The sequence below is a fragment of the Variovorax paradoxus EPS genome (assembly GCF_000184745.1).
In the GTDB taxonomy this organism is placed as follows: Bacteria; Pseudomonadota; Gammaproteobacteria; order Burkholderiales; family Burkholderiaceae_C; genus Variovorax; species Variovorax paradoxus_C.
In genome coordinates this window covers 2,144,739-2,171,027 of record NC_014931.1, presented here as the reverse complement: position 1 = coordinate 2,171,027, position 26,289 = coordinate 2,144,739, and the positions used below count along the sequence as shown (strand labels likewise).

26 protein-coding genes, 2 tRNA genes and 1 pseudogene are annotated in these 26,289 nt (G+C 65.9%); 11 read left to right on the top strand and 18 right to left on the bottom strand.

Translation table 11 applies throughout. The features are described from left to right. Positions 1-8 precede the first annotated feature (8 nt). Genes VARPA_RS09905 through VARPA_RS31005 form a run of 3 tightly spaced genes read left to right on the top strand, consistent with a single transcriptional unit; the run spans position 9 to position 1,785 of the window. Positions 9-260: a DUF4224 domain-containing protein gene (locus VARPA_RS09905; RefSeq protein WP_013540419.1), complete on the top strand. Its 252-nt coding sequence runs from the start codon at positions 9-11 to the stop codon at positions 258-260. Next, positions 257-1,285, top strand: a complete 1,029-nt coding sequence (locus VARPA_RS09900; protein ID WP_041942839.1) for a tyrosine-type recombinase/integrase — start codon at positions 257-259, stop codon at positions 1,283-1,285. The genes VARPA_RS09905 and VARPA_RS09900 overlap by 4 nt, the downstream gene beginning before the upstream one ends. Beyond that, positions 1,282-1,785 (top strand): HNH endonuclease, encoded by a 504-nt coding sequence (locus tag VARPA_RS31005; protein ID WP_013540417.1) that lies wholly within the window; start codon positions 1,282-1,284, stop codon positions 1,783-1,785. The genes VARPA_RS09900 and VARPA_RS31005 overlap by 4 nt, the downstream gene beginning before the upstream one ends. A gap of 53 nt (positions 1,786-1,838) precedes the next feature. Here VARPA_RS31005 and VARPA_RS09890 read toward each other — a convergent pair. Beyond that, positions 1,839-1,914: transfer RNA gene (locus VARPA_RS09890), tRNA-His, on the bottom strand. Positions 1,915-1,989: 75 nt separating this feature from the next. After that, positions 1,990-2,724, bottom strand: coding sequence for a YbhB/YbcL family Raf kinase inhibitor-like protein (locus VARPA_RS09885; protein ID WP_013540416.1), 735 nt, complete (start codon positions 2,722-2,724; stop codon positions 1,990-1,992). A gap of 102 nt (positions 2,725-2,826) precedes the next feature. Here VARPA_RS09885 and VARPA_RS09880 point away from each other — a divergent pair, with 102 nt between their 5' ends. Together VARPA_RS09880 and VARPA_RS09875 are read left to right on the top strand one after the other, a co-directional pair. Then, positions 2,827-3,075, top strand: coding sequence for a GlsB/YeaQ/YmgE family stress response membrane protein (locus VARPA_RS09880; protein ID WP_013540415.1), 249 nt, complete (start codon positions 2,827-2,829; stop codon positions 3,073-3,075). Between the two features lie 50 nt (positions 3,076-3,125). After that, positions 3,126-3,458: a hypothetical protein gene (locus VARPA_RS09875; protein ID WP_013540414.1), complete on the top strand. Its 333-nt coding sequence runs from the start codon at positions 3,126-3,128 to the stop codon at positions 3,456-3,458. A 27-nt stretch (positions 3,459-3,485) separates the two neighbouring features. Here VARPA_RS09875 and VARPA_RS09870 read toward each other — a convergent pair whose 3' ends face one another. The 6 genes from VARPA_RS09870 to VARPA_RS09845 form a co-directional block, all read right to left on the bottom strand. Continuing rightward, on the bottom strand, positions 3,486-4,160 hold the full coding sequence (locus tag VARPA_RS09870; protein WP_013540413.1) for a histidine phosphatase family protein: 675 nt from the start codon (positions 4,158-4,160) through the stop codon (positions 3,486-3,488). Between the two features lie 104 nt (positions 4,161-4,264). Beyond that, complete coding sequence (locus VARPA_RS09865; RefSeq protein WP_013540412.1) at positions 4,265-6,181, bottom strand: peptidyl-prolyl cis-trans isomerase; 1,917 nt, start codon at positions 6,179-6,181, stop codon at positions 4,265-4,267. A gap of 77 nt (positions 6,182-6,258) precedes the next feature. Continuing rightward, a tRNA-Val gene (locus VARPA_RS09860) sits at positions 6,259-6,334 on the bottom strand. A 26-nt stretch (positions 6,335-6,360) separates the two neighbouring features. Continuing rightward, positions 6,361-6,633 carry an HU family DNA-binding protein gene (locus tag VARPA_RS09855; RefSeq protein WP_007830705.1) on the bottom strand — a complete coding sequence of 91 codons (273 nt, stop codon included), beginning with the start codon at positions 6,631-6,633 and terminating at the stop codon, positions 6,361-6,363. A gap of 234 nt (positions 6,634-6,867) precedes the next feature. Beyond that, on the bottom strand, positions 6,868-7,953 hold the full coding sequence (locus VARPA_RS09850) for a tartrate dehydrogenase (RefSeq protein ID WP_013540411.1): 1,086 nt from the start codon (positions 7,951-7,953) through the stop codon (positions 6,868-6,870). Further along, the gene (locus VARPA_RS09845) at positions 7,950-8,825 is read right to left on the bottom strand and encodes an alpha/beta fold hydrolase (RefSeq protein WP_234975059.1); all 876 of its coding nucleotides are present in this window, start codon (positions 8,823-8,825) and stop codon (positions 7,950-7,952) included. The genes VARPA_RS09850 and VARPA_RS09845 overlap by 4 nt, the downstream gene beginning before the upstream one ends. 106 nt (positions 8,826-8,931) lie before the next feature. On the opposite strand from VARPA_RS09845, the gene VARPA_RS09840 reads away from it, so the two are divergent. Continuing rightward, positions 8,932-9,900 carry a LysR substrate-binding domain-containing protein gene (locus VARPA_RS09840; protein WP_013540409.1) on the top strand — a complete coding sequence of 323 codons (969 nt, stop codon included), beginning with the start codon at positions 8,932-8,934 and terminating at the stop codon, positions 9,898-9,900. A 3-nt stretch (positions 9,901-9,903) separates the two neighbouring features. On the opposite strand, the gene VARPA_RS09835 is transcribed toward VARPA_RS09840, so the two are convergent. From VARPA_RS09835 to uvrC, 3 genes are read right to left on the bottom strand one after another with little or no spacing between them, the layout of a single operon-like run. Further along, positions 9,904-10,800 carry a DMT family transporter gene (locus VARPA_RS09835; RefSeq protein WP_013540408.1) on the bottom strand — a complete coding sequence of 299 codons (897 nt, stop codon included), beginning with the start codon at positions 10,798-10,800 and terminating at the stop codon, positions 9,904-9,906. Next, positions 10,797-11,363 (bottom strand): CDP-diacylglycerol--glycerol-3-phosphate 3-phosphatidyltransferase, encoded by a 567-nt coding sequence (gene pgsA, locus VARPA_RS09830; protein WP_013540407.1) that lies wholly within the window; start codon positions 11,361-11,363, stop codon positions 10,797-10,799. Before pgsA ends, VARPA_RS09835 begins: the two co-directional genes overlap by 4 nt. A 48-nt stretch (positions 11,364-11,411) precedes the next feature. Next, a complete protein-coding gene (gene uvrC / locus VARPA_RS09825) occupies positions 11,412-13,382 on the bottom strand; it encodes an excinuclease ABC subunit UvrC (RefSeq protein ID WP_013540406.1) in 1,971 nt (656 codons plus the stop codon). 144 nt (positions 13,383-13,526) lie between these two features. Here uvrC and ggt point away from each other — a divergent pair, with 144 nt between their 5' ends. Next, positions 13,527-15,602, top strand: coding sequence for a gamma-glutamyltransferase (gene ggt, locus VARPA_RS09820; protein ID WP_013540405.1), 2,076 nt, complete (start codon positions 13,527-13,529; stop codon positions 15,600-15,602). 41 nt (positions 15,603-15,643) lie between these two features. Here the strand turns inward: ggt and VARPA_RS09815 are convergent, their stop codons facing one another. Further along, positions 15,644-17,008: a M20/M25/M40 family metallo-hydrolase gene (locus VARPA_RS09815; protein WP_013540404.1), complete on the bottom strand. Its 1,365-nt coding sequence runs from the start codon at positions 17,006-17,008 to the stop codon at positions 15,644-15,646. 172 nt (positions 17,009-17,180) lie between these two features. On the opposite strand from VARPA_RS09815, the gene earP reads away from it, so the two are divergent. The 3 genes from earP (at position 17,181) to VARPA_RS09800 (ending at position 20,018) form a co-directional block, all read left to right on the top strand. Continuing rightward, a complete protein-coding gene (gene earP, locus VARPA_RS09810) occupies positions 17,181-18,290 on the top strand; it encodes an elongation factor P maturation arginine rhamnosyltransferase EarP (RefSeq protein WP_013540403.1) in 1,110 nt (369 codons plus the stop codon). 182 nt (positions 18,291-18,472) lie between these two features. Then, on the top strand, positions 18,473-19,027 hold the full coding sequence (gene efp, locus VARPA_RS09805) for an elongation factor P (protein WP_013540402.1): 555 nt from the start codon (positions 18,473-18,475) through the stop codon (positions 19,025-19,027). Between the two features lie 127 nt (positions 19,028-19,154). After that, positions 19,155-20,018 carry a TIGR00730 family Rossman fold protein gene (locus VARPA_RS09800; protein ID WP_013540401.1) on the top strand — a complete coding sequence of 288 codons (864 nt, stop codon included), beginning with the start codon at positions 19,155-19,157 and terminating at the stop codon, positions 20,016-20,018. 117 nt (positions 20,019-20,135) lie between these two features. On the opposite strand, the gene VARPA_RS09795 is transcribed toward VARPA_RS09800, so the two are convergent. From VARPA_RS09795 to VARPA_RS31960, 3 genes and pseudogenes are all read right to left on the bottom strand, one after another. After that, on the bottom strand, positions 20,136-20,816 hold the full coding sequence (locus VARPA_RS09795) for a TetR/AcrR family transcriptional regulator (RefSeq protein ID WP_013540400.1): 681 nt from the start codon (positions 20,814-20,816) through the stop codon (positions 20,136-20,138). Continuing rightward, positions 20,803-21,090: a hypothetical protein gene (locus VARPA_RS09790; protein ID WP_013540399.1), complete on the bottom strand. Its 288-nt coding sequence runs from the start codon at positions 21,088-21,090 to the stop codon at positions 20,803-20,805. Before VARPA_RS09790 ends, VARPA_RS09795 begins: the two co-directional genes overlap by 14 nt. Before the next feature lie 14 nt (positions 21,091-21,104). After that, positions 21,105-22,572 (bottom strand): annotated as a pseudogene (locus tag VARPA_RS31960) (MFS transporter). On the opposite strand from VARPA_RS31960, the gene VARPA_RS31585 reads away from it, so the two are divergent. After that, the gene (locus tag VARPA_RS31585; protein ID WP_234974984.1) at positions 22,457-22,708 is read left to right on the top strand and encodes a hypothetical protein; all 252 of its coding nucleotides are present in this window, start codon (positions 22,457-22,459) and stop codon (positions 22,706-22,708) included. The pseudogene VARPA_RS31960 and the gene VARPA_RS31585 sit on opposite strands and share 116 nt — an antisense overlap. Before the next feature lie 32 nt (positions 22,709-22,740). Here the strand turns inward: VARPA_RS31585 and VARPA_RS09780 are convergent, their stop codons facing one another. Genes VARPA_RS09780 through VARPA_RS09770 form a run of 3 tightly spaced genes read right to left on the bottom strand, consistent with a single transcriptional unit; the run spans position 22,741 to position 26,288 of the window. After that, a complete protein-coding gene (locus tag VARPA_RS09780) occupies positions 22,741-23,904 on the bottom strand; it encodes an MFS transporter (RefSeq protein ID WP_013540398.1) in 1,164 nt (387 codons plus the stop codon). Continuing rightward, positions 23,901-25,271 carry a DNA recombination protein RmuC gene (locus VARPA_RS09775; RefSeq protein ID WP_041943456.1) on the bottom strand — a complete coding sequence of 457 codons (1,371 nt, stop codon included), beginning with the start codon at positions 25,269-25,271 and terminating at the stop codon, positions 23,901-23,903. Before VARPA_RS09775 ends, VARPA_RS09780 begins: the two co-directional genes overlap by 4 nt. A gap of 30 nt (positions 25,272-25,301) precedes the next feature. Further along, positions 25,302-26,288: a 2-hydroxyacid dehydrogenase gene (locus VARPA_RS09770; protein ID WP_013540396.1), complete on the bottom strand. Its 987-nt coding sequence runs from the start codon at positions 26,286-26,288 to the stop codon at positions 25,302-25,304. Between the last annotated feature and the right edge of the window lies 1 nt (position 26,289).

The window sequence follows — 26,289 nt, the reverse complement described above, 5'->3', positions numbered from 1 at the left end:
TCTGCAGTATGCCCTCCGCAGCCAACGAGCCACTTGAGCTCACCCCCGACGAGCTGAAACGCATCACAAGGCGCAGCCGGTACGCCGCCCAAGCGCGCGTGCTGGAGCACCTTGGGATTCCACATCACCGGCACCCGATTGACGGCACGGCCATCGTCGGTCGCGACGCCGCGCGCGCTGCGCTGGCAAAGGCCACCAACCAGCCCGGCGAAGGCCGGGAAGAGGCATCGAATGGATTGAATTGGGGCAAGCAAGCATGAGACAACGTGATCGACAGTCTCAGCTCGGCCTGCTGCCGCGCATGGAAGCCCGCCCCCTCAAGAACGGCGGCTTCACGTACCGGTATCACCCCTTCAATGGGAAGCCGATCAACCTTGGCCGAGACAAGGGCGCCGCGATCCAACAGGTGTTGGACCTAAGCAACAAATCGACGGATGAAGGGCAGTTCTCGCGCCTCTGGCGCCTCTACCAAGAGCGGCCCGAGTTCAAGCGACTGGCCGAAAGCACCAAGGCCCAGTACCGCGACAACTGGAAGGAACTGGAGAAGGTCTTCGCCCGCGGCGTGGTGGCCGCTACGAAGCCCAAGGACATCGCGCGCTACCTGCGCGTGCACCGGACCAGTGCGCCCGTGGTGGCCAACCGCGAGGTTGCGCTGCTGTCCAACCTCTTCAACTTGGCCGTCGAACTGGGCGACATCGACCGCAACCCGTGCAAGGAGGTGCGCCGGAACCCGGAGGAATCCCGCGACCGGCTGGTCGAGAAAAAAGAATTTGATCCGTTTGTTGCATGGGCGCTACAGCAAGGCCCCAGCAATGTCGTGCTGGTCAGCATGGCCCAGTTCGCCGCCCTGACGGGCAACCGGCGCGCCGAGTTCCTGAAGCTGCATTGGCCCCAGGTCGATGAGGAAATCATTCGGCTGCAGCGCGCGAAGCAACGGGGTAAAAAATCGAAGCGCGAATTGATCGGCGTGAGCACGGCCCTTCAAGAAGTCCTCGACCGAATGAAAGCGACTGAAGGCTATTCGCCGATGGGTCCGGTATTCCGCGCACCACGCACCAACAACGCCTATTCCGAAGCCGGATTCAAAGGGATGTGGCAGCGTCTAATGCAAAAAGCGCTCAACGAAAAAATAATCGAAGAGCGCTTCACTTTTCACGACCTGCGCGGTCACTACACGACGTATTTCAAATTGAAGTTTGGCGAACTACCAGAATTGCACGCTGATCCGAAGACAACGGCTGGGGTGTATGAACGCAGCCGAGAGGTGCGCCGCAAATCACTATGACCCCTCACACAGTTGAAAGCATTATCGCCGGCGCCGCTGAATCGCCGTTCTGGTCGCAGGTCGATATGTCGGGCGGCCCTGACGCCTGCTGGCCGTGGAAAGGACCCGTGGACTCGGACGGCTACGAGGGCCGAGAGCGGGCGCACCGCACCGCCTGGGAGCGCTTCAACCGCGAGTCACTAAAGCCTGGCGAGGTGGTCATGCACTCGTGCGACAACCCGCCCTGCTGCCACCCGGACCATGTCATCGCAGCCCGTCAGCGGGACAACAACGCGGACCGCGCAGCGAAGGACCGGGGCGCCAAGGGCGAGGAAAACGGGCGCGCAGTTCTTACAGAAGCAGAGGTATTGGAAATTTTCAATTCAATTGGCTCGTATGCGGCAATTGGAAAGAAATTCAATGTCAGCAAATGGAGTGTGCGCGACATTAAGACCGGCAAGAACTGGGCTTGGCTGACCTCTTCAAATTCCCAAAATGGGAACGTTGGAGCGAAGTCTTAGCGCAGTTGCTATCTTTGCGATAGCAGCGCAGCGAGGCTACGTGCGGAAAATGTTGGGGTGGCTGATGGGACTCGAACCCACGACGACCAGAATCACAATCTGGGACTCTACCAGCTGAGCTACAGCCACCGCAGAGCCCGCAATTGTAGCGTGAAAAATCGCGGTTTCGGCCTCAGCGAGTTGCGATGTGGTTGAAATTCACATTCAGCCCGTCGCCAGAGGGCCCGGGGCGCCGGCGGCCTCTTCTATCTTGATGGAGCCATCGGATCGCTCGCACGTGCCGATCAGCAGGCCGCTGGCAACCGCGTGATCGCGCAATTCGCCGAATACCTCGTCGCGCCCTGGCTCTTCTGAAAACACGGGAACGGTGTCGAGCGCGAACAACTGGAAAGCGTAGCGATGCACACCATGGCCGGGCGGAGGGTCCGGCGGCAGCCAGGTGGCCTGCAGGCTCGAATTGCGCCCGACGTGCAAACCGGCGCCTTCCTGATCGTTGCCGGGAATGGCGGCCTCCACCAGCCGGTCGTCTTCGGGCCTCAAGCCGACCACGATGGCATGCACCAGCGGATTCGGCGTGGGCGAGTCAGCGTCCTCCACGATCAGCACCAGCGATGCGACGCCCGAAGGCAGCCCCGTCCATTGCAAAGGCGGCGAGACGCCTTCTCCATCGGCTGTGTAGCGCTGCGGTATCGGCGCATGGTCGGCAAATGCCACGCTGGTCACCGCAATCGACGCCATGCCTTCGCGCAGGCCGAGCGTGTTGAAAACGATGTTGTCCAGACCGGCGCGCACGCCGTGTAGTGCGCGGCCGACGGCTTCGGGTAATTTTTCAAGCATGCACCGGTATAGCCCGGCATGCACCCGTGCGCTGTAGGACGCCGCAGCGCGCTCGCCGCCGACCTTGCGGCAGAAATTTCCGTTCACTGCGCCGATGCACATCACGGGTGCGACCGCTCACATGGCTCCGCTATCATCGATGCGGCCCGCGCAGATGGGCACGGCTTTTCGCCACTTCCACTTCACCGCCAAAGGAATTTCTTCATGAGCATCGTCTGGACTATTCTGATCGGGTTCGTCGTGGGTCTGGTGGCACGCGCCGTCAAGCCGGGCGACGATTCCGCGGGCTTCATCGTCACGACGCTGATCGGCATTGCGGGTTCGCTGATCGTCACCTATGTCGGCCAGGCCATGGGCTGGTACACCGCGGGCCAGGGCGCCGGCTTCATCGCCTCCGTGCTGGGAGCGATCGTGCTGCTGATCCTTTATGGCCTGATCAAGCGCAAGAGCTGATACCCCGCGGCCTTGCCGAAGCCGCACCGTGCGGCCAGGCCGCGGACCCCATGCCCCGCAAGCCACGCGCCAAGCACCACGTCTACGTGGTCGAACTCGATGATCGCGTGTGGAACAGCAGCCGCTTCAGGCGCGCCAATCCCGACTACCAGCTCGGCAAGCCCTTCGTCTATGTGGGCATGACCGGGCTGGATCCCGACATCCGCTTCGACAAGCACAAGGCCGGCATCCAGGCCAACAGCTTCGTGCAGGAGTTCGGCTTGCGCCTGCTGCCCGCGCTCTATGAGCGCTACAACCCGATGCCCTACGACGACGCGCGCCTGATGGAGGTCGACCTGGGCATCGCCTTGCGCAAGGCCGGCTACGGCGTGTGGCAGGCCTGACACGGCGCAGCGCGATCCAGGGGGATATCAGGAGTACGTGACCCAGTCCTCGTACGCCGGCCCGTCGAGGTGCGGCAGCGTGTTGTAGGTCACCAGCATGTGGCGCTTCGGCGTGAACGCGAACTCCGTCACCGAGGTGTTGCGGATGCGCAGGTTGAGCTCGATGGTCGTCTCCGCGCTCGTGCCCAGCACGTGACCGACCGCGGTGCTGATCGGCCCCCCGCTCGACACCACCAGCACCTTCGCACCGTGATGCCGGTCACGCACGTGGTCGAGCGCAGTCGTCACACCGGCGAGAAAGTCGACATAGCTCGGCATGCCGGCCGGCGCCGTCTTGCCCTGCATCCAGGCGCCCAGGCCCTGGCGCAACAAGCGGAAGTGATGGCGGTACATCTCGGGTGAATCCGGCTTCTCGAGCTTGCCTTCGTGGATCGTGGCGATGACCGCTTCGCTGTCGTATTCGTTGAGCCCCGGCCACGGCAGCACGTCGTCTCGCTCCAGCCCCAGGCCCTTGGCAATGCCCTCCCATGTCTGGCGATGCCGCTTCAAGGTGCCGGTGATGACGGCATCGAATGCCATGCCGCGCTCGCGCCAATATTCACCCAGGCGCACGGACTGCCGGTGCCCGAGTTCGCTCAGGTTGTCGTAGTCGGCAGCGCCGAAACTGGCTTGCCCATGGCGCACGAGGTAGAGGGTTCCCATGCGCCGGATTCTGGCAAGAAGCGCAGGCCGCGCTTGTCCCACGTGCGACCAAAAAAAAGCCCGGGTCATCGACCCGGGCGTTCGTTTTGCGGAGCAGCCTCGCGTCAGCGGGCGGATGCCACAGGCAGCGTGTCCGCCGGCTTCGGCACGAGGATCTCGGCCTTGAAGCGTTCCTTCAGCAGCTTGTAGTACGCATCGGCCTCTGCCGCCGTCACCGACTGGCCGACCTGCGCGCTCTCTTGCTGCGCCTGCTCGGGCGGCGGCGGCGTGCGCGGAACCACCTTGGTCACACGCACCACCGCGTAGCCTTGCGCGCCCAGGTCCACGCCCACCAGCGAAGGCAGCTTGGCTGCGTTGGCACGAAGCGCAGCGTCGATCACCGGCATGGGTTGCGACTGCGCATCGATGCGCGAGACGGTGACCGGGGCAGCGAAGGTCGCACCATCCGCCTTGGCGGTCCAAGCCGCGAGCTTGGCTTCGCCTTCGGTCTTGGCCAGCACGGCTGCACGCTCGGTGACGAGCTGCGCACGAATCTTGTCCTTGACCTCGGCCAGCGGGATCGGATGCGCGGGCGTGTACTGCGTCACGCGGCCCGAGGCGAGCTGGCTGGAACCGACCTCGATCGCTTCGGTGTTCTGCTTGCGCTCGAGCGAGTCGCTGGCATACAGCGCGCTCAGGAAGTTGCGGCTGGCCAGCGGGCCCTTGGCGCCCGGCGCGGGGGTGCGCGGGACATTGGTCGCGGTCTGGATCGTGAGCTTGAGCTTTTCCGCAGCGGGCTTGAGGCTGTCGGGCTGCTGGTACACCGCATCGGTGAACACCTCGGCGGCCTTGGCGAATTCCTGCGCGGCCTGCGCAGCGCGGACTTCGCTTTCGATGGTCGCGCGCACCTGCTCGAAGGGCGGCACCACAGCCGGCTTGATGTCGACGAGATGGATGATGTGATAGCCGAACTCGGTTTCGACGACGCCGCTGATCTCGCCCTTCTTCAACGCGAACATCGCGTCTTCGAACGGCTTGACCATCGCGCCTTTGGTGACGAAATCGAGGTCGCCGCCCTTCTCGGCCGAGCCCGGGTCCTGCGAGTTCTTGCGCGCGACGTCGGCGAAAGTGTTCGGCGCCTTCTTCACTTCGGCGAGCAGCTGCTCGGCCTTGGCCTTCGCCTTTTCGCGATCGGCCGCGGACATGCTGGCCGGCGCGGTGATCAGGATGTGGCTCGCGCGGCGCTCTTCCTTCGTGCCGAAGCGCGCGGTGTTCTGTTCGTAGTAGGTCTTGAGGTCGGCTTCGTTGACGACGACGTTCTTCTTGGCCGCATCGAGGTCGAGCACCAGGTATTCGATGTTGGCCTGCTCGGGCGCCTGGAACTGCGAGGTGTGGTCCTTGTAGTAGGCCTCGATGTCGGCGTCGCTCACTGTCACCTTCGAGGCGAAGCCATCGGGAGCGAAGCGGGCCACCTGGATTTCGCGGCGATCGTAGAAGGCGTTGACCGTGGCGGCCACCAGTGCCGGCGGCGTGAGGGCCGTGCCCGACACGCCGAGCAGCACCTGCTGCGTGGACATGTCGGCGCGCACCTGCGCTTCGTACTGCTCGGGCGTGCGGCCCGTCACGCGAAGGAAGGTCTCGCGGTCGAACTTGCCGTCGGGCGTGCGGAACGACGCGAGGCCCGGATCCTGCGCGAATATCCGCGAGAGACGATCTTCGGAGACGGTCATGTTCGCCTTGGCGGCGGCTGCGGCCAGCACGCGGTCGCGCACCATGCGCTCCAGCGTGGCGTAGCGCAAGGCGTCAGAGTCGAGCACCGTCGGATCGACGTTGGGCGACTGCTGGCGGATGCGGTCCGTCTCAATGCGATGCTGCGCATCCCACTCGGGCTTGGTGATGTCGCCGCCTTCGATGTGGGCAACCTTCTCGTCGCGGCCGGAGCCCTGGTAACGCTCCACACCGAAGAGCACGAACGAGGGAATGATCAGCAAGAACAAGAAAATCATGACGATCTTGTTGTACTTGCGGAAGAAATCAAACATGCTTGAACACTCTTTTTCGACGGATGTCGGACGGCAATAAAAAAGGCGAACTGGTGTTCGCCTTTGCATCTGGGTGGTGGTGGGTGCTGAGGGGCTCGAACCCCCGACCTACGCCTTGTAAGGGCGCCGCTCTACCAACTGAGCTAAGCACCCCACCGGAATACTCTCCGAGTCTAGTCTCAGTTCAGCGCGTCTTTCAGCGCCTTGCCCGGACGGAACTTCGGAATCTTGGCTGCCTTGATTTTAATCGCGTCGCCGGTGCGGGGATTCCGGCCGGTGCGGGCGGCCCGTTTGCCTACTGCGAAAGTGCCGAAACCGACGAGCGAAACGGAGCCGCCCTTTTTGAGCGTGGTACGAATGGCGCCGATGGTGGATTCGAGCGCGCGGGTGGCAGCTGCTTTGGAAATATCGGCGTTCTTTGCGATGTGCTCAATCAGTTCGGTCTTGTTCACAAGGGCCCCTTGTAGAGAAAAAGTTGGTCGGCTTTCGTCAGCTGCGACCTGGCCGCGGGTGGGTGCGACTCAAGAGCTTGGCAGGCCTGACGCCTCGGCAGCGCGCTGCCAGCGAGGATTACAACCACTGCCCTGCGGGGTGTCAATAAGACACGACGGCATGCAGAACAGCGGAGCGCGCGATTTTAGGGGCGTTTCGTCGCGCACTTTTCGGCACGTTTCGTGAAGTACTTTTCAAAGCGCTTCAGCGATTGCCTTTCCGAGGTCGCTGGTGCTCGCGGTGCCGCCGATATCCGGTGTACGCGGTGCTCCGCTTTGGGGCGCGAGCACCTTCTCGATGGTCGAGAGGATCGCGTCGTGCGCCTCCTTGTGGCCGAGGAACTCCAGCATCATCGCGCCGCACCAGATCTGCCCGATCGGGTTCGCGATGCCCTTGCCCGCGATGTCCGGCGCCGAGCCGTGCACCGGTTCGAACAGCGACGGCGTGGTGCGCTCTGGGTTCAGGTTGGCGCTCGGCGCGATGCCGATGGTGCCGGTGCAGGCCGGCCCGAGGTCCGAGAGGATGTCGCCGAAGAGATTGCTCGCCACCACCACGTCGAAGAAGTCTGGGCGCTGAACGAAGTGCGCGGTGAGGATGTCGATGTGGAACTTGTCGAGCTTCACGCCCGCGTAGTTCTTCGCCATCTCGGCCACGCGCTCGTCCCAGTAGGGCATGGTGATCGAGATGCCGTTCGACTTGGTGGCACTCGTCAGGTGCTTCTTCGGCCGCGACTGCGCGAGCTCGAACGCGAACTTGAGCACGCGGTCCACGCCCACGCGCGACATCACGGTTTCCTGCACCACGATCTCGCGCGGCGTGCCTTCGTACATGCGCCCGCCGATGCTCGAGTACTCGCCTTCGGTGTTCTCGCGCACGATGTACATGTCGATCTCGCCGGGCTGGCGCGGCGTGCCATCGCGGCGCACGACGGGCGCAATGATGCCGGGCATGAGGCGCGCGGGGCGCAGGTTGATGTACTGGTCGAACTCGCGGCGGAACAGCAGCAGCGAGCCCCAGAGCGAGATGTGATCGGGAATCTTCTCGGGCCAGCCCACCGCGCCGAAGAAGATCGCATCGTGGCCGCCGATCTGGTCCTTCCAGTTGTCGGGCAGCATCTTGCCGTGCTTCTCGCAGTAGTCCCAGCTGGAGAAATCGAAGTGGTCGAACTTCAGGTCGATGCCGAACTTGCGCGCCGCCGCATCGACCACGCGCAGGCCCTCGGGCATGGTCTCCTTGCCGATGCCGTCGCCGGCGATGACTGCGATTCTGTGGGTGCTCATGGATTGGCTCCTGCTTGTTGGATGGGTGAAAAGAATGCGAGCGCCTCGGCGAGCAGTTCGGCCGGGGCTTCTTCGGGAACGTAGTGGCCGCACGGCAGCGCGCGGCCTGAGATGTCGTTGGCGCACGCACGCCACAGCGCGAGCACATCGAAGCACTTGCCCACCGCGCCGTGCTCGCCCCAGAGCACGCGCAGCGGCTGCCCGAGCTTGTGGCCGGCGGCGAGGTCCGCGCGGTCGTGCACGAGATCGATGGTGGCGGAGGCGCGGTAGTCCTCGCAGATGGATTCGGCCGTGCCGGGGATGGCGGCGCATCGTTCGTACTCGGCCAGCACCTCGGGCGCGAAAGGCGCAAGGCCTGCATGCCGACCGCCCATCACGCTGCGCACATAGCGCACCGGATCTGAGGCGATCAGCGCCTCGGGCAGCGGCGGCGGCTGGATCAGAAAGAACCAATGCCAATAGGCTTTCGCGAACGCCTCGGAAGTGTTCTCGTACATCGCGAGCGTGGGCGCGATGTCGAGCAGCAGCATGCGCTCGACCGCAGTGGCATGGTCTGCCGCGAGCCTGTGCGCCACGCGCGCGCCGCGATCGTGCGCCAGCACGCCGAAGCGCTCGAAGCCATGGTGTCGCATGACGGCGAGTGCATCGAGCGCCATCTCGCGCTTGCTGTAGACCGCGTGCTCGGCATCGGCCGCCGGCCGGCCCGAGTCGCCGTAGCCACGCAGGTCCACTGCGACCACGGTGAACTGCTCGGCCAATTGCGGTGCCACGCGATGCCAGATCGCATGCGTCTGCGGATGGCCGTGCAGCAACAGCAGCGGCGCGCCCGTGCCGCCGATGCGGCCATGGATGCGCACGCCGTTGCGCTCCATGTCGAAGGGGGGGAATGAGAGAAAGGAGGCAGTCACGGAACGATTGTGCGTTGCGCCCTCGCGATCATCAAGCAACAATCAGCCAATTCATACTTTCCGGAACGGCATGAATCCTTCCTCGCTGGAACGCAGCGATCTCGAACTGGTGCTGGCGATTCGCGATCAGGGCAGCCTCGCCGGCGCGGCCGCCACGCTCGACGTCGTGCCCTCCGTCATCACCAAGCGGCTGGGTGCGCTCGAGGGCCGGCTCGGACAGCGGCTGTTCGACCGCACCACGCGCCGGCTCAGTGTCACGGCCGAGGGCGAGGCGGTGTGCCTGCATGCGCGTGCGCTGCTCGAAGGCTTTGCAGCACTCGAAAGCGAACTCGGCGAGCGGCAGAACGAACTGGTCGGCACGATCCGCCTTGCCGCCACCTTCGGGTTCGGCAGGCGCTGGCTTGGACCGGCGCTGGCCGCCTTCCAGGCGCGGCACCCCGCGTTGCAGATCGAACTGCTGCTGACCGAGCAACTGCCCGACCTCGGGGCCGAAGGCTACGACGGCGCGCTGTGGCTGTGGGCCGTGCAGCAGCACCGCGCGGCCGACTGGGTCACGCGGCGCATCGCGCGCAACCAGCGCGTGCTGGCGGCAGCGCCCTCGTACATCGCACAGCACGGCATGCCGGCCACGGTCGATGCACTGACTTCGCACGCCTGCCTGGTCGCGCGCGAGAACGGCGAGGTCAACCAGCGCCAGTTCGTACTCTGGACGCTGCGCCATGTGCGCGACGGCAGCACCGCGCGCGTTCGCGTGCAGGGGCCGCTCGCGAGCAATTCGGGAGAGATGGTGCGCGACTGGTGCATGGCGGGCCACGGCGTAATGCTGCGCAGCCTCTGGGACATCGCGCCGCAACTGGCCAGCGGCGAACTGGTGCGCGTGCTGCCGCAGTACACGATGCCCGATGCCGACATCCACTGGATTGCACCCTGGCGGCCGAAGACACCGCGCCGCGTACGGCTGTTGGTCGATCACCTCGCGGAGCAGTTTCGCGGCGAGCCCTGGAAGCCGGCGAAGACTGGGAAGACGGGGGCGCGCTGAGGTTCAGCGCTCGCTGCGCACCACCAGGCTCACACCGATCGCGGTGAGCCCGATGCCCAGCAGCGTCACCAGCGTGATCGGCTCCGCGAACAGCAGCCATGCCATCACCGCCGTGCATGGCGGCACGAGGTACAGCAGGCTGGTGACGGCCGTGGCCGTGCCGCGCTGGATCAGCATGTAGAGCAGCGAACTGCCGCCCAGTGACAGCGCCAGCACCGACCAGGCCATCGCGCCGGTCGAGTGCGCGTTCCATTCGATGCCTTGCGACTCCATGGCCGCAAAGGGCAAGGTCACGAGCAGCGCGGCCGCCATCTGCACGGCACTCGCGCTGCGCACGTCGCACGGTGCGACGAAACGCTTCTGGTACAGCGTGCCCGCCGTGATCGACAAAAGCGCGAAGACGGTGAGCGCCATCGTCAGCGCGCTGACCTCGGTGCCCTGACCGAACTTGCGCGAGACCACGAGCACCAGGCCCGCGAACCCGAGAACGAGTCCGGCCCACTGCCGCTTCGAAATGCGCCCGCCGTTGAAAGACAGCCAGATCGCGGTGAGCACCGGCTGGATGCCGACCAGCAACGCCACCAGCCCCGCGCCCATGCCAGCGTGTACCGCGGCCCAGACACCACCGAGATACCCCGCCTGCATCAGCACACCCGTGACTGCGAGATGCCCCCATTGCGATCGCTCCTTCGGCCATGCGACCTTCGCGAGCGCGACCCACACGCCGAAGCACACGAGCGAGAGCGCATAGCGTACGGCAAGAAACTTGAGCGGCGGCGCATAGGGCATGCCATAGCGCGCAACGATGAAGCCCGTGCTCCAGATCAGCACGAAGACCGCCGGCATGGCCCGCAGCCACCCCGAGCCGCCCGGGCCGGGCACGGTGGCCGCCGCCGTCATTTGGAGTGCGCCCGAATCTCCGGAATGGCCTTCTGCAGGTAATAGACCATCGACCAGACGGTGAGCACCGCCGAGATCCAGATCAGCCACTGGCCCCAGAGGCCGGTGTCGATCACCTTGAAGAGGTGCCCGTCATAGAGCAGGAATGGAATCGCGACCATCTGCACGGTCGTCTTGACCTTGCCGATCATGTGGACCGCCACGCTCTTGCCGGCACCGATGCGCGCCATCCATTCGCGCAGTGCCGAGATGGCGATCTCGCGGCCGATGATGATGAGCGCCACGAACACATCGGCGCGCTGCAGATGCACCAGCACCAGCAGCGCGGCGCACACCAGAAACTTGTCCGCCACCGGATCGAGGAAAGCGCCGAAGGACGAGGTCTGGTTGAGCTTGCGGGCCAGATAGCCGTCGAGCCAGTCGGTGGCCGCGAAGACGATGAACATGACCGTGGCGATCAGGTTGCGCATCGGCTCGGCCATCGGCAGGTAGAACACGCCGACGATCAAAGGGATCGCGACGATGCGCGTCCAGGTCATGATGGTCGGTAGGGTCCAGAACATGCGGGCGATTGTGTCACGGCGGGATGACCCCGCAGCTTGATTCGGCTCTCAGTGCAAAGCCTTGTAGATTTCTTCGGCAAGGTCGGTGGCGATGCCCTCCACCGAGGCGATGTCCTCCACGCTCGCCGCGGCCACGCCGCGGATGCCGCCGAAGCGCTGCAGCAGCCGCGCCCGGCGCTTCGGCCCGATGCCCGGAATATCTTCGAGCTGGCTGCCGCCCACCCGCACCTTCGCGCGCTTGGCCCGCATGCCGGTGATGGCGAAGCGGTGCGCCTCGTCGCGGATCTGCGCGACCAGCATCAGCGCCGCCGAGTCCTTGCCGAGATAGACCTTCTCGCGGCCGTCGGCGAACACGAGTTCTTCAAGGCCGACCTTGCGGCCCTCGCCCTTCTCGACACCGACGATCAGCGACAGCGGCAGGCCCAGCTCGCTGAACACCTCGCGCGCCATCGACACCTGGCCTTTGCCCCCGTCGACCAGCACCAGTTCGGGCATGCGCGCGGTCCGGGTCTTGGGCGATGCCTCGCTCCCCTCTATGCCTTCGCTCTCTGCGTCGCCGGGTGGCAGCGCCTCGGTCTCGGCCGCCATCGCCTCGGCCAGCTTGCCGTAGCGGCGATGCAGCACCTGGCGCATCGCGGCGTAGTCGTCGCCCGGCGTGATGCCTTCGATGTTGTAGCGGCGGTATTCCTTGTTCTGCATCGTGTGGTGCTCGAACACCACGCACGAGGCCTGCGTGGCTTCGCCGGCGGTGTGCGAGATGTCGAAGCATTCGACGCGGAAGTTGTCCAGGTCGTCGCACGCGAGCTCGAGCGCCTCGGCCAGTGCGCGGGTGCGCGCCTGCTGCGAACCTTCTTCGGCCAAGAGGCGAGCCAGCTGCAGGCCCGCATTCGTCTCCGCCATCTCGAGCCAGTGGCGACGCTGCTCGCGCGGCTGGAACACCGCCGTCACGCGCCCGCCGGCCTGCTGCGAGATCGCCTCGATCAGCTCGCGGCTCACGAGGTGGCTCAGCACCAGCGTGGCCGGCACCGGCACGTCGATGTAGTGCTGCGCGATGAAGGCTTCGAGCACCTGCACTTCGATGGGATCGGCCGCGACTGCTTCGACACCCTGTTCCGCATCCATCTCGCCATGGTGGATCTGCGCGGCGTCTTCCACGTGCACCGGAAAGTAGGGCCGGTCGCCCAGATGGCGTCCGCCGCGCACCATCGCGAGGTTGACGCAGGCCTTGCCGCCCTGCACCTTGACCGCAAGGATGTCCACGTCCTTGTCCGATGCGATCTCGATCGACTGCTGGTGCAGCACCCGCGAGATCGCCGACATCTGATTGCGCAGCTCTGCCGCCTGCTCGAACTCGAGCTTCTCGGCGTGCGTGGTCATTCGCTGCTCCAGCTTGGAGAGCACGAGCTGCGTGTCGCCCATCAGGAAGGCCTCGGCGCTGGCCACGTCCTGCGCATAGGCCTCGGGCGTGATGTAGCCGACGCAAGGACCGGTGCAGCGCTTGATCTGGTACAGCAGGCAAGGCCGCGTGCGATTGGCATACACCGTGTCCTCGCAAGTGCGCAGCTTGAACACCTTCTGCAGCAGTTGGATAGATTCCTTTACCGCCCAGGCGCTCGGGTACGGGCCGAAGTAACGGTGCTTCTTGTCGACCGAGCCGCGGTAATAGGCCAGGCGCGGAAACGCGTGCGACGCAATCTTCAGGTAGGGGTAGCTCTTGTCGTCGCGAAACAGGATGTTGTAGCGCGGCTTGAGCGTCTTGATGAGGTTGTTCTCGAGCAGCAGCGCCTCGGCCTCGGAGCGCACCACGGTGGTCTCCATCCGCACGATCTTCGAGATCATGTGGCCGATGCGGGTGCCGCCGTGGCTCTTCTGGAAATAGTTGGCGACGCGCTTCTTGAGGTTGCGCGCCTTGCCCACGTAGAGCACCGCGCCGGCGGCGTCGAAGTAGCGGTACACGCCCGGCAGTTGCGGCAGTGCCGCGACCTCGCTGAGCAGTTGATCGGAATGCACGTCTGACATGGCGGCTATTGTGGCGTCACGCTGAACCCGCGTCGCAGGCCTGCGCGCAAACCCCGAGCTGACTGGAATGAAATATGCTGATGATGAAAAACGGGCGCGAGGAGCGCCCGTGTCGTTTCACCAAAACCATTAGGGAAGAATTCCATGACGAAGAAGATCCAGGCGCGCGCCTGGTGGGTACTTTCACCCCTGGCGCTTGCATTGACCGTGGCCGGCTGCGGCGGCGGCGGTAGCGGACAGAACAACGACGCTGCGCTGATCGCGGCGATCGTCGCGGCCAACGCCGCAAACGAAGCTGCCGCTGCGGCCGAAGCCGCCAAGGGCTGTCTGATCGGCGAGAGCGGCAGCCCGGTCGTTGTGGGCTCAGGCAATCCGGGCGACCCCGCCGCGCCCGAGCCCGCCTCGGGCTATGTGCTCGGCCACAAACTGGTCTACGCGAAGAACTACATGGTGGTGGCCAACCATCCGCTGGCCACGCGCGCGGGCTGCGACGTGCTCAAGGCCGGCGGCAGTGCGGTCGACGCGGCGGTGGCGGTGCAGGCCGTGCTCGGCCTGGTCGAGCCGCAATCCAGCGGCCTGGGCGGCGGTGCGTTCATGCTGCACTACGACGCGAAGACGAAGAAGGTACAGGCCTACGACGGGCGCGAGACCGCTCCGGCCGCGGCCACCGAGAACTACCTGCGCTACATCGACGATGTGAGCGACAAGACCGCGCCCAAGCCCTCGCCGCTGCGCGCGAGCGGTCGCTCGATCGGCACGCCGGGCGCGGTGCGCATGCTCGACATCGCCTACAAGGACCACGGCAAGCTGCCGTGGAAAGACCTCTTCAGCTACGGCATCACGCTCGCATCGGACGGCTTCTCGATCGGTGGCCGCATGGCCGCCGCGATCTCCACGTCGCAAGCCGAACTGAAGCGCGACGCCGAGGCAACCGCCTATTTCTTCAACGCCGATGGCACGCCCAAGGCGCTGGGCACCAAGCTCAGGAACCCGGCCTACGCCCAGACGCTGACTACCCTCGCCACCCAGGGGGCCGATGGCTTCTACACCGGCCCGATCGCGCAGGCCATCGTCGACAAGATCGCAGTCACGGCGGCTGTCGACGGCTCCGCCATCACACCGGGCAAGACGACCATGGCCGACATGGCCAACTACGTGGCCAAGCGCCGCGACCCGGTCTGCGGCACCTACCGTGATTACTACGTATGCAGCATGTCGCCGCCGTCCTCGGGGGGCATCGCAGTGCTGCAGACACTGGGCATCCTGGAGAACTTCGACATGGGCCAGCAAAAGCCCACCGCCATCGATATCGAGGGCGGCAAGCCGACCGTGATGGCCGTGCACATGGTGAGCGAGGCCGAGCGCCTGGCCTACGCCGACCGCGACAAGTACGTGGCCGACACTGATTTTGTCCCGCTGCCGGGTGGCTCGGCCGACACCATGCTCGACAAGTCCTACCTGCGCAAGCGCTACGACCTCATCAACCCATCCAAGAGCATGGGACTGGCAACAGCGGGCGTCCTGCCCAGCGCGCCGCTGGGCATCGACAAGACCGAGGAACACGGCACCACGCACTTCACCGTGGTCGACAAACAGGGCAACGTGGTGACGATGACGACCACGGTCGAAAGCACGCTCGGTTCGTTCCACATGACGCAGGGCTTCATGCTGAACAACCAGCTGACCGACTTCTCGGCCAACCCGAACGACACCAAGGACCCAAGCATCAAGGTCGCCAACCGTGTCGCCCCGGGCAAGCGTCCGCGCAGCACGATGGCGCCGACGCTGGTGTTCAAGAAGAACGGCGACGGCAGCATGGGCGAGTTCGTGATGGGCACCGGCTCGCCCGGAGGCGGCACGATCATCCAGTACGTGGTGAAGACACTGGTTGGCGCGCTCGACTGGGGCCTCGACGCCCAGCAGGCCACCTCGCTGGTCGACTTCGGTGCCACCAACACCCCACCACCTACGCCTCCCGGCGCCACCTACAGCCTTACAAACGTGGGGGGCGAGCATCCCAACGTCGACACTACCAACGACGGCAAGAACGACCCGCTGATCGAGGGGCTCCGCGGCTTGGGCCACGTGGTGAACTTCGGCGCCCAATCCAGTGGCGTAAGCACCATCATCCGCACGAACGTGGGCGGCAAATCAGTGCTCACCGGCGGCGCGGACCCGCGGCGCGAAGGCATCGTGCTGGGCGACAGCTTCACGCCCTGACCGAACGAGGGGCGCTGCGATCGCAGCGCCCCTTTTTCCGCTTACTTCGCGACTTCCGAAACGAGCCGATACAGGAACTCTCGCCCGTCGTACAGCCGCTGGATCTCGATGCGCTCGTCCAGCCCGTGCGCGCGCGCATCGGCTGGCTCGAGGAACATGCCGGTCACGCCGTACATCGGAATACCGGCATTGCGCAGGAACCGGCTGTCTGTGGCGCCGGTGCTCATCGCGGGCACCACGGGCACGCCGGGCCACATCTGCTGCGTGAGCGATTCCACCGTCTTCACGAGGTCGCCGTTCAGCGGCGAGGCCGGGCTGCGCAGCGGCTTGCCCATGTTGCGCACGACGATCTTGTCGTTGCCCACCGCCTGGGTCAGCAGGCGCTCGACTTCGTCGGGATCGTCGTGCGGCAGGATGCGGCAGTTGACCGTCGCCTTGGCCGACTGCGGCAGCGCGTTCTCGGCATGGCCGGCCTGCACCATCGTCGCCACGCAGGTGGTGCGCAGTTGCGCGTTGTAGGCGGGGTTGGCCGTCATGCGTTCGAGCACGCCGGCATCGGGATTGCCGGTGCCGATGGCGCGCATGTCGTCGGCGAGCTGGCCGGTGGCGAACGGGGCGCTGCGCGCGAAGTAGGTCCTGGTGACGTCCGCGAGCTTGATCGGGAACGCGTAGTTGCCCAGCCGTTCCAGCCCGGCGGACAGCGCGTAGATCGGATTGGTCTTCGTCGGCACCGAGCTGTGGCCGCCCACGTCGCGCGCCTCCAGCATGTAGGTCGTGTACATCTTCTCGGCCACCTGCATGCGGTGCAGGTTCGGCTTGCCGCCGCGCAGTTCGCCGCCGCCCCCTTCGTTGATGCCGAACTCCGCTTGCAGCAGCTCGGGCTTGTTGCTGATGAGCCAGAAGGCGCCGTTGCTGAGCGCGTCGCCACGCTCTTCGTCGGCGGTCAGCGCCAGGATGATGTCGCGGCTGGGCTTGAAGCCCTCTTGCTTGAGCTGCCCCAGCACCGACACCAGCGCCGAGGCCATGGCCTTGTCGTCGATGGAGCCGCGCGCGGTGAAGTAGCCGCCGGTTTCCTGCAGCTTGAACGGGTCGGTCTTCCAGTCTTCGCGCCGGGCCTCGACCACGTCGATGTGGGCCAGCAGGAGCAGCGGCTTCTTGCTGCCGTTGCCCTTGAAGCGCAGCACGAGGTTGCCCTTCTTCGGGAAGGGTTCGAAGATCTGGATGTCGCCGGGCGCGAAGCCCGATTCGATCAGGCGCTTTTCCATGGCGCGCGCAGCCAGCGTGTTGTCACCCGTCGAGTGGGTGGTGTTGATCTCGATCAGCTCTTTATATATGTCGTGAAAGCGCTGCTGCTGCGGCGTGAGCGATGCCGGCGCGGTGCTCGTCTGGGCCGACGCACCGGTCATGCCGCGATGCCGCACAAGGCCAGCGACAGAGCGAGCACGGTCCTGGCGGAACGAAGGGAAAACTGCGAACGGGTCTGCATCCTCATGGTCTTTCTCTCTCCGGGGTTGTTGTGACGGCCAGCATAGCAAGCCGAGCCCTGAATTGCCTCCCGGCACAGGCACACTCGCGACCATGGGCACGCACATGCAATGGGACATCTTCTGCAAGGTCATCGACAACCACGGCGACCTCGGCGTCTGCTGGCGGCTGGCCAGGCAACTGGCCGCGCTGGGCGAACGGGTACGGCTCTGGATCGACGACGGGACGGCGCTGAACTGGATGGCGCCCGCGGGTTGCGATGGCGTGAAGGTGATCGACTGGAGCGACCCCGTCGCAGTGCGAGCGGCCGTGGCCGGGCCGGTGCCGGATGTGCTCATCGAGGCCTTCGGCTGCGAGCCGGCGCCGGAACTCGTCGCACGCTTTGCCGCAGCGGCCACAGCTGAGGGCGCGCACCGGGCGTGGATCAATCTCGAATACCTGTCGGCCGAGCCGTACGTCGAGCGTCTGCACGGCCTGCCCTCGCCGGTGTTCAAGGGACCGGGCGCGGGGCTGACCAAGCGCTTTTTCTACCCCGGCTTCACGCCCGCCACCGGCGGACTGCTGCGCGAGCCCGATCTCGCGGAACGCCAGGCCGGTTTCGATCGCGCCTCCTGGCTCGCGGCGCAGCAGATTCCCTGGAAAGAAAACGAGCGCCTCGTCTCCCTGTTCTGCTACGAACCACCCGCGCTGGCGGCGCTGCTCGCGCAGTTGGCAGAAGGCCCCGAGCCCACCCGGCTGCTGGTGACGGCGGGCCGCGCCGCCAACGCCATGAAGGCGCACTTTTCGAATGCTTCGCCAGAGAACCCCGCGCTCCATGGGCATGGCGCGCTATCGATTTCATACCTCCCCTATCTCACGCAGCCGGACTTCGACCACCTGCTCTGGTCCTGCGACCTGAACTTCGTGCGGGGCGAGGATTCGCTCGTGCGCGCGCTTTGGGCCGGCGCACCGCTGGTCTGGCAGATCTATCCGCAGGACGACGACGCCCACCACGCCAAGCTGAACGCCTGGCTCGACTGGCTCGGCGCCCCGCCCTCGCTGAGGCGTTTTCACCACGTCTGGAACGGCTTCGACGACGAGCCCCTGCCGCCCCTGGAAACGCCGGGGCTGTGGCGGGAAACGGCTCGGGCGGCGCGCGACAGGCTGTACGCACAGGACGATCTGGTCGTCCAACTGCGGCATCTGATCGCCCAAAAAAGCTAAAATAGCGGGCTTTGCGGATTTCGGCCCGGGTCGTCAAGACTCGAGATGCTCTCCGCCAAACCTGCAAAACCGCCGCAAGACCTGTACCTCGGGGCCCGCCACACCGGCAAAAACGTTTCGAACGTCGCCGGATGTCGCAGAAGGCCCCGTGCACCGAGCGGCCAACATCCAGAGAACCTGTTATGAAAATCGCTCAAGAAATCCGCGCCGGCAACGTCATCATGCACGGCAAGGACCCGATGGTCGTCCTCAAGACCGAATACAGCCGCGGCGGCCGCAACTCCGCCACCGTGCGCATGAAGATGAAGAGCCTGGTGGCCAACTTCAACACCGAAGTGGTCTTCAAGGCCGACGACAAGATCGACCAGATCGTGCTCGAGAAGAAGGACTGCACCTACTCCTACTTCGCCGATCCGCTCTACGTCTGCATGGACGCCGAGTACAACCAGTACGAAGTCGAAGCCGAGAACATGGGCGACGCGCTGAACTACCTGGAAGACGGCATGGCCGTCGAAGTGGTGTTCTACGACGGCAAGGCCATCTCGGTCGAACTGCCGACCAGCGTCGAGCGCGAAATCACCTGGACCGAGCCGGCCGTCAAGGGCGACACCTCGGGCAAGGTCATGAAGCCTGCCAAGATCGCGACCGGCTTCGAAGTCGGCGTTCCGCTTTTCGTGGCGCAAGGCGACAAGATCGAAATCGACACGCGCACCGGCGAGTACCGCAAGCGCGTCTGAGCGTTCCCGGCCTTACGGCCGGTCACCGTCTCTCTGAAAAAAGGCTCCGCAAGGGGCCTTTTTCGTTGGTCGGGCACGGCGGTTGCAACGCTGCACAATCCATCAGGTCCTTCTGTCCGAGTCATTCATGAACAACACGCACGATCTTCACGACAAACGCCTTGCCGATGCTTGGGCCACGCTCCAGTCTCATTCCGAAAAAGGCCTTCCGCTCGATCCCGATCCCTCGCGCATAGCCTTCGCCGATCCCGAGTTCCTGCTGCGCCGCGAGACCCGCGGCATCCGCATGCAACTCGAATTGATGAAGCCCGACCTCGAGCAGCGCGCCCACGGCATCGAGAACACGGTGGTGGTTTTCGGCAGCGCCCGCTTTCGCAGCGAGGAAGACGCCGCTGCGCTGATCGCGCAGGCCGATGCCGCCGGCGACACAGTGGCCGCCGAGCGCTGGCGCCGCCTCGCACGCAGCTCGCACTACTACGAGAAGGCGCGCACCTTCGGCAAGCTGGTCGCGCAGTACAGCAACGGCAAGGAGCCGCAGGACAAGCTCTTCGTCTGCACCGGCGGCGGCCCCGGCATCATGCAGGCGGCCAATCGCGGTGCGCACGAAGGCGGCGGCATCTCGGTCGGCTTGGCCATCGCGCTGCCGATGGAAGAAGAAGCCAACCCCTACGTCACGCCGGCGCTGAGCTTCAAGTTCCACTACTTCGCGATCCGCAAGATGCATTTCATGATGCGTGCGAAGGCGCTGGTGGCGTTCCCGGGCGGCTTCGGCACGCTGGACGAGCTGTTCGAAGTCATCACGCTGGTGCAGACGAAGAAATCGAAGCCGGTACCGATCGTGCTGTTCGGCTCGGACTACTGGAAGCGGATGATCGACTTCGACTTCCTGGTCGATGAGGGCGTGATCTCGCCGGGCGACGTGAAGCTCTTCGAATACGTCGACGCGCCCGAAGACGCGTGGGACTACATCAAGCGCTTCTACAAGCTGTAGCCAGCCCCCAGGCTGCGTGCACTTCGTGTCGCTTCGCCAACCCCTTACCGGGGGCAACACCAGAGGCCCGGCAAAGCCGGCTCCTCGGTGTTCCACGAAGGAACACGGTCAATTCCTTCAGATGTCGGGATCAACGACGTCCGGGTGCAGCGCCTGCTCGAAGAAGCGTGTGAGCGCGCGGGCGCGGCGGCGGCGGTCGGCAAGGCCAGCAGCAGGATCGCCGGCCGGCCCCATGGCCACCGCATCGTCGGCCACGCCGTGCAGCGCATTGAAGAGGATCACGGCCGTGAGCGTCGCGTCCTCCACCTCCCACACACCCGCGGCATCGCCCTCCTTGAGCAAGCCGACGAGTTGCGTGATGACCGCGTTGTCGTTGCGCATGCGCCGGTCTTCGGGCCGGTATTCATGGAACACCACGTCGTGCAGGGCGACGTTGTCCAGGTAGGTTTCCAGGCCCGTCTCCACCCAGGCCTTCAGGCGCGCATGGTGGTTGCCTGGGCGATGGCGGTCCATGGCGTTCTGCAGGCGCTCGCAGAAGGTATCGACAAAGCGCTGCTGCAGCGCGCCGAGCATGGCTTCCTTCGACGGAAAGTAAAGGTAGAACGTGCCCTTGGCCACCTGCGCGCCGGCCGCGATATCGTCGATGCTGGTGGCGGCGATGCCCTTCTCGATGAAGAGGCGCTCGGCGGCGTCCATCAGCGCGACGGCACGGATCTCGGGCGCCTTGGTGCGCCGGCGCGGCGCGACTTCGGCCTCGCCTGCTGGGACGGAATCGGCGATCGGGTCACTTCGTGTCATGGCAAATCTCGGTGAACGGAGGGGGCGCGGTGTCGATGACCGTGTCGAGCTGCAGACCGCGTGGCACAGGCGCCTGCTTGCCGAGACCTGCGAACGCGTTGTCGGTGGCGGCGAAGGCGGCGAGCGGGAGGCCGGAGCGTTTCTCGATTGTCAACTTGCGGATTTTCTCGTATTGCTCGACGGGCGACGTGCGCGCAGTGGCCGCGGGAAGCACGTGATCGGGTGTCGATCGAATTCGTGGGCGCAAGCGCACAGGCACAAGAGCGGCGGGCATGGCGTCGTACGGCCTCAGGCACGAACCGTCAAAGCGGCGGCGCGCGGCCTGACGCGCACCAGCAATCCCGCAGCCAGCAAGCCCGCCACTCCGGCGCAGGCCATGGCGGCATGGAACCCGCCGGCGAGTGCGCCGGCCAGCAGCGTCCGCGCCGTGTCCGCATCGAGCGAAGCCAGCGCGCTCAGGTCATGCCGCGAAACGGCCGCGACAGCCGCCTGTTGCGCATCGCGCAGCCCGGCCTGTTCGAGCGCGGTGGCCAGCAGCGTGGTCGCCCGCGTGCTCATCAGCGTACCGAGCAGCGCGATGCCGATCAGCATGCCGGCCTGGCGCAGCGCGTTCATCGTGGCCGACGCCATGCCGGAGCGTTGCGCGGGCACGGACGCCATCACGGCCATGCTCGTGGACGGAACCGCGAGACCCGTGCCCGCGCCGAGGAACACGAACAGGAGCGCCAGCAGCACATAGGGCGTGTCGGCCGAGAACAGCGTCAGCAGCAGCATCGAACTGCCGATGAGCGCGTAGCCCGCGACCATGAGCGTGTGCACGTCGTAGCGCCGTGCCAGCCGGCCGAACTGCGAGGCGATGAGTCCGGTTGCGACGAACTGCGGCACGAGCCGCCAGCCGGTCTCGCTGGGCGACCAGCCCTGCACCTGCTGCAGGAAGAGCGAGAAGAAAAACAGGCTCGCGTACGACGAGAAGCCGAGCACGAACGAAGCGAAGTTGGTGGCCGAGAAGCGCGCATCGCGGAACAGCGCGAGCGGCAGCAGCGGCCGCTCCACGCGTGCTTCCACCATCAGGAACAGCGCGAGGCCGATGGTTGCCGCCACCAGCGCGGTCGCGGCGCGACTGGAGCCCAAGCCGTATTCCGGCCGCGATCAGTCCATAGGTCAGCGCGCCGAGCCACAGCACGCTGAGCACCTGCCCGAGCGGATCGAGCGCCGCATGCTCGGGGTGCGAACTCTCGCGAATGCCCCAGAGCCCGAGCCCCACGGTCAGCACGCCAATCGGCAGGTTGATGAGGAAGATGCTCTGCCAGCCCGCGTGGTCCACCAGCACCCCGCCCAGCATCGGCCCGAGGATCAGCGACAGCGCCGTGAACGACGACCAGCCGCCGATCACCCGCGCGCGGCTGGCGGGCTCGGGGAACGCATGCGCCAGCAGCGAGAGCGCGCCGGGAATCATCAGCGCGCCGGCGACGCCCTGCACCGCCCGTCCGGCGAGCAGCATGAAAAGGTCGCCGGCCATCGCGCACATCGCCGAACCCAGCGTGAACACGATCACACCGGCGAGCCAGGCGCGCTTGCGGCCGTAGCGGTCACCGACCGGCCCGGCCGAGAGGATGAAGGCCGAGAGGCACAGCGCATAGATGTCGATCACCCACTGCAGGCCGGCGAGATCGGTGGACAACGCGCGCTGCAGCGTGGGCAGCGCGACATTGACGATGCTCACGTCGAGCGTCGCGATGAAGCTGCCGAGGTACACCGCCGCCACGAGCGCGATGCGGCGGCGCGGATCGGTCGGGGCAGGATTCGGGGAGTCCATGAACGCCTTCAAGCCGTTGAAGAAGGCGCCGATACTGACCATGAGTCAGTTAAATGTCAATTCAGATGAGAATTGATCTTATTTGTAACGTGGATTTCGCACCTGCTGCTAGAGCTTCAAACCCCAGGTCGCTCGCGCTCCCAGCGCCAGTACGCCGCCCACGACCCAGAACACACCCGCGATCCCGATCAGCGCCCCGAGCGAGCCGAACAGCATCGGCATCGCCACGCTCGACGCATTGATGGTCATCAGCCGCAGCCCCAGCGCCTCGCCGTGCCGCGCGTGCGGAGTGATCTGGTGCAGCATGCTCATCACCATCGGCTGCACCGCGCCGAGCGCGAAACCGAGGATCACCGAGCACATGCCCATGGTCAAGGCCGAGTCGAGCAACGGATACACCGCGAACACCGCCGCCGTGACGATGGTGGAGCTCAGGATCACGCTGCGCTCCGAGGCGCGCGAGGCGATGAGCGGCAGCACCACACGGATCGCGGCCGCCGCAATGGCGAACGCGCCGAGGATCGACCCGATCACCGACGCGCTGATGCCGCGGTCGTGTCCCAGCACGGGCAGCACGAAGGCGTGCACATCCCAGCTCGACGACTGCAGCCAGTTCACGAACAGCAGGCGGCGGAACATCGGCTCGCGCAGCAGGTCCCAGGCCCGCGTCGGCACGGCACCCACGGCGGGCGCAGTGCGCGGCGGTTCGTGCGCGCCGCGCGCGAGCATCCAGCACAGGATCGGCAGGAGGGCCATGACTGCGAAACAGACGCGGAACGCCAGCATGTCCGCTGGCGCGCGGCCGGCGTGATCGATCAGCATGCCGGCGAGAAAAGGCCCGACGAAATTGGCCGCTGCAGGCGCGATGGCCAGCCAACTGAACACCCGCTTGAGCTGCGTCGCGTTGGTGGCGGAACGCCCCACGTGCCGCTGCAAGGCGATGACGGTCGCGCCGGTGGCGCCGCCGGTCAGCAGCGCCGCGACGCACATGGCCGGAAAGGTCGGAAAGACCAGCACGAGCGCCGCGCCACCCGCGGCCGCGATCACCGAAAACCAGAGCGGCCGCTTGAATCCGTGCCGGTCGGCGAAGCGCCCTGCTGGCAGGGCCAGGAACACCTGGGTCAGCGCGAACAGCGCGATCAGTACGCCGACTGCCGCTGCGCTGTAGCCCTGTTGCAGCGCCAGCAGCGGTGTGGCCAGGCGCATACCGGCCATCGTGGCGTGCAGGCAGACCTGGGCGCCGATGACACGCAGCAGTTCGGAGCCTTTCACGGGGTGTCGTCGCCCTCGGAATCGGTGTTGGCTGTCGGCGGCAGCAGCACCTGCGCCTCTGCCTCCGGCAGCGCCTCGACCTTGCGCAGCGCCAGACGCATCTGCTTGGCGCGCGTGTCTGCCTTGTCGAGCGTGTCGGAGGCCTTGGCCACCTGCTCCTTGATGCGCGCGACCCATTCGCCATAGCGCTCGAATTCGGTCTTGACCGCGCCCAGCACCTTCCAGACCTCGGAGGCCTGCTGCTCCAATGCGAGCGTGCGAAAGCCCATGTGCAGGCTGTTGAGCATCGCAAGCAAGGTGGTCGGGCCGGCGAGGGTCACGCGGTGCTGGCGCTGGATGGCGTCCATCAGCCCGGGGCGGCGCAGCACCTCGGCGTAGAGGCTCTCGACCGGCAGGAAAAGGATCGCGAAATCGGTGGTGTGCGGCGCGGCGAGGTAGTTCTCGGCGATCGAGCGCGCCTCCAGGCGGATGCGCGCTTCGAGCGCCTTGGCCGCGAGTTCGGCGGCGGGCGCATCGGCGCGCTCGTGCGCATCGATGAGGCGCTCGTAGTCGTCGCGCGGAAACTTGGCATCGATGGGCAGCCACACCGGCGCGCCGTCGTCGCCGCGGCCCGGAAAGCGGATCGCGAAATCGACGCGCTGGCCGCTGCGCGGCTTGGTCTCGATCTGCTTGGCGTACTGCTCGGGCGTGAGCACCTGCTCGAGCAGCGCTTCGAGCTGCACCTCGCCGAACACGCCGCGCGTCTTCACGTTGGTCAGCACGCGCTGCAGGCTGCCGACGCCGACGGCCAGCGTCTGCATTTCGCCAAGGCCCTTGTGCACCTGTTCGAGCCGGTCGGCCACCTGCTTGAAGCTCTCGCCCAGGCGCGCCTCGAGCGTGCTCTGAAGCTTTTCGTCGACGGTCTTGCGCATCTCGTCGAGCTTGGCGGTGTTGCTCTGCTGAAGCTGCGCGAGCTGCGTTTCCATCGTCGTGCGCACTTCGGCCAGGCGCCGTGCGTTCGATTCGCTCAGGCCCTGCAGCTGGGTGTTGAGCGTGTCGGCCAGCGTCTTCTGCAGCGAAGCGAGCTGCAGCGAGAAGGCGTCGAGTTGCGCGTTCTGCGTGCGCGTGGCCTCGGCGCCCTGCTGCACCAGCGACTGCTGGAAGGTCGCGAAGGCCTGCGCGGTTTCCTGCCGCGTACCGCGCGAGTTCTCGCCGATCTCGCGGCGCAGCTCGCGCTCTGTGCGCTCGTTGGCCGCGCCCATTGCGGCCAGCACGCCGAGCATTTCGCTGTGGTCCGGCCTGGGCTGCCGGCGCGCAAGCAACCAGATCACCAGCACGAGCTGCACGACGGCGAGCGCAGCCAGCGCGAGAAGAATCAACTCAGTCAGTTCCAAGGAGAGTCGCTGCGTGTCGGTTAGTTACTTCGTGGCCGCTGGCACGGGCGTGACCGGCGTCAGCGGCCCCTTGCCGCTGAAGTACGCGATGAGGTTGTCGGCCGCGAGGTCGGCCATGGCGCGCCGTGTGGGCACCGTGGCGCTCGCGATATGCGGCGTGAGCACGACATTGGGCACAGTCAGCAGGTCGGGATGAACCTTGGGCTCGCCCTCGAACACATCCAGGCCCGCCGCCGCGATGCGCTTTTCGCGCAGCGCCACGGCCAGTGCCGCGTCGTCGACGATGCCGCCGCGCGCGATGTTCACCAGCGTGGCAGTCGGCTTCATCAGCGCGAGCTCGCCAGCGCCGATGGTGTGGTGCGAAGCGGGCGAATAAGGCACGACCAGCACGACGTGGTCGGCGGTCTTGAGCAGCTCTTCCTTGCTCACGTAGCTGGCCTTGCAGTCGGCTTCGAGCGTCGCATCGAGGCGCGAACGGTTGTGATAGATCACCTTCATGCCGAAGCCGTGCGCGCCGCGCTTGGCAATGCCCTGCCCGATGCGGCCCATGCCGATGATGCCGAGCGTGGCGCCGTGGATGTCGGAGCCCGCGAACATGTCGTAGCTCCACTTCTCCCACTTGCCGGCGCGCAGGAAATGCTCGCTCTCGGTGATGCGGCGCGCGGTCGCCATGAGCAGCGCGAAGCCGAAGTCGGCGGTGGTCTCGGTCAGCACGTCGGGCGCGTTGGTGCCGAGCACGCCGTGCGCGGCCATCGCATCGACGTCGAAGTTGTTGTAGCCCACGGCCATGTTGGCGCAGATCTTCAGGTCGGGATTCGCGTCGAGCACGGCCGCATCGATGCGCTCGCTGCCGGTGGTGAAGGCGCCCTGCTTGCCCTTGAGCTTCGCGATGAGTTGCTCTTTGCTCCAGCTCTCGTCGGACTGGTTCGATTCGACCTCGAAATGCTGCGACAGGCGCTCGATGGTTTCGGGAAAGATCGCGCGGGCGACCAGGATCTTGGGCTTGCTCATG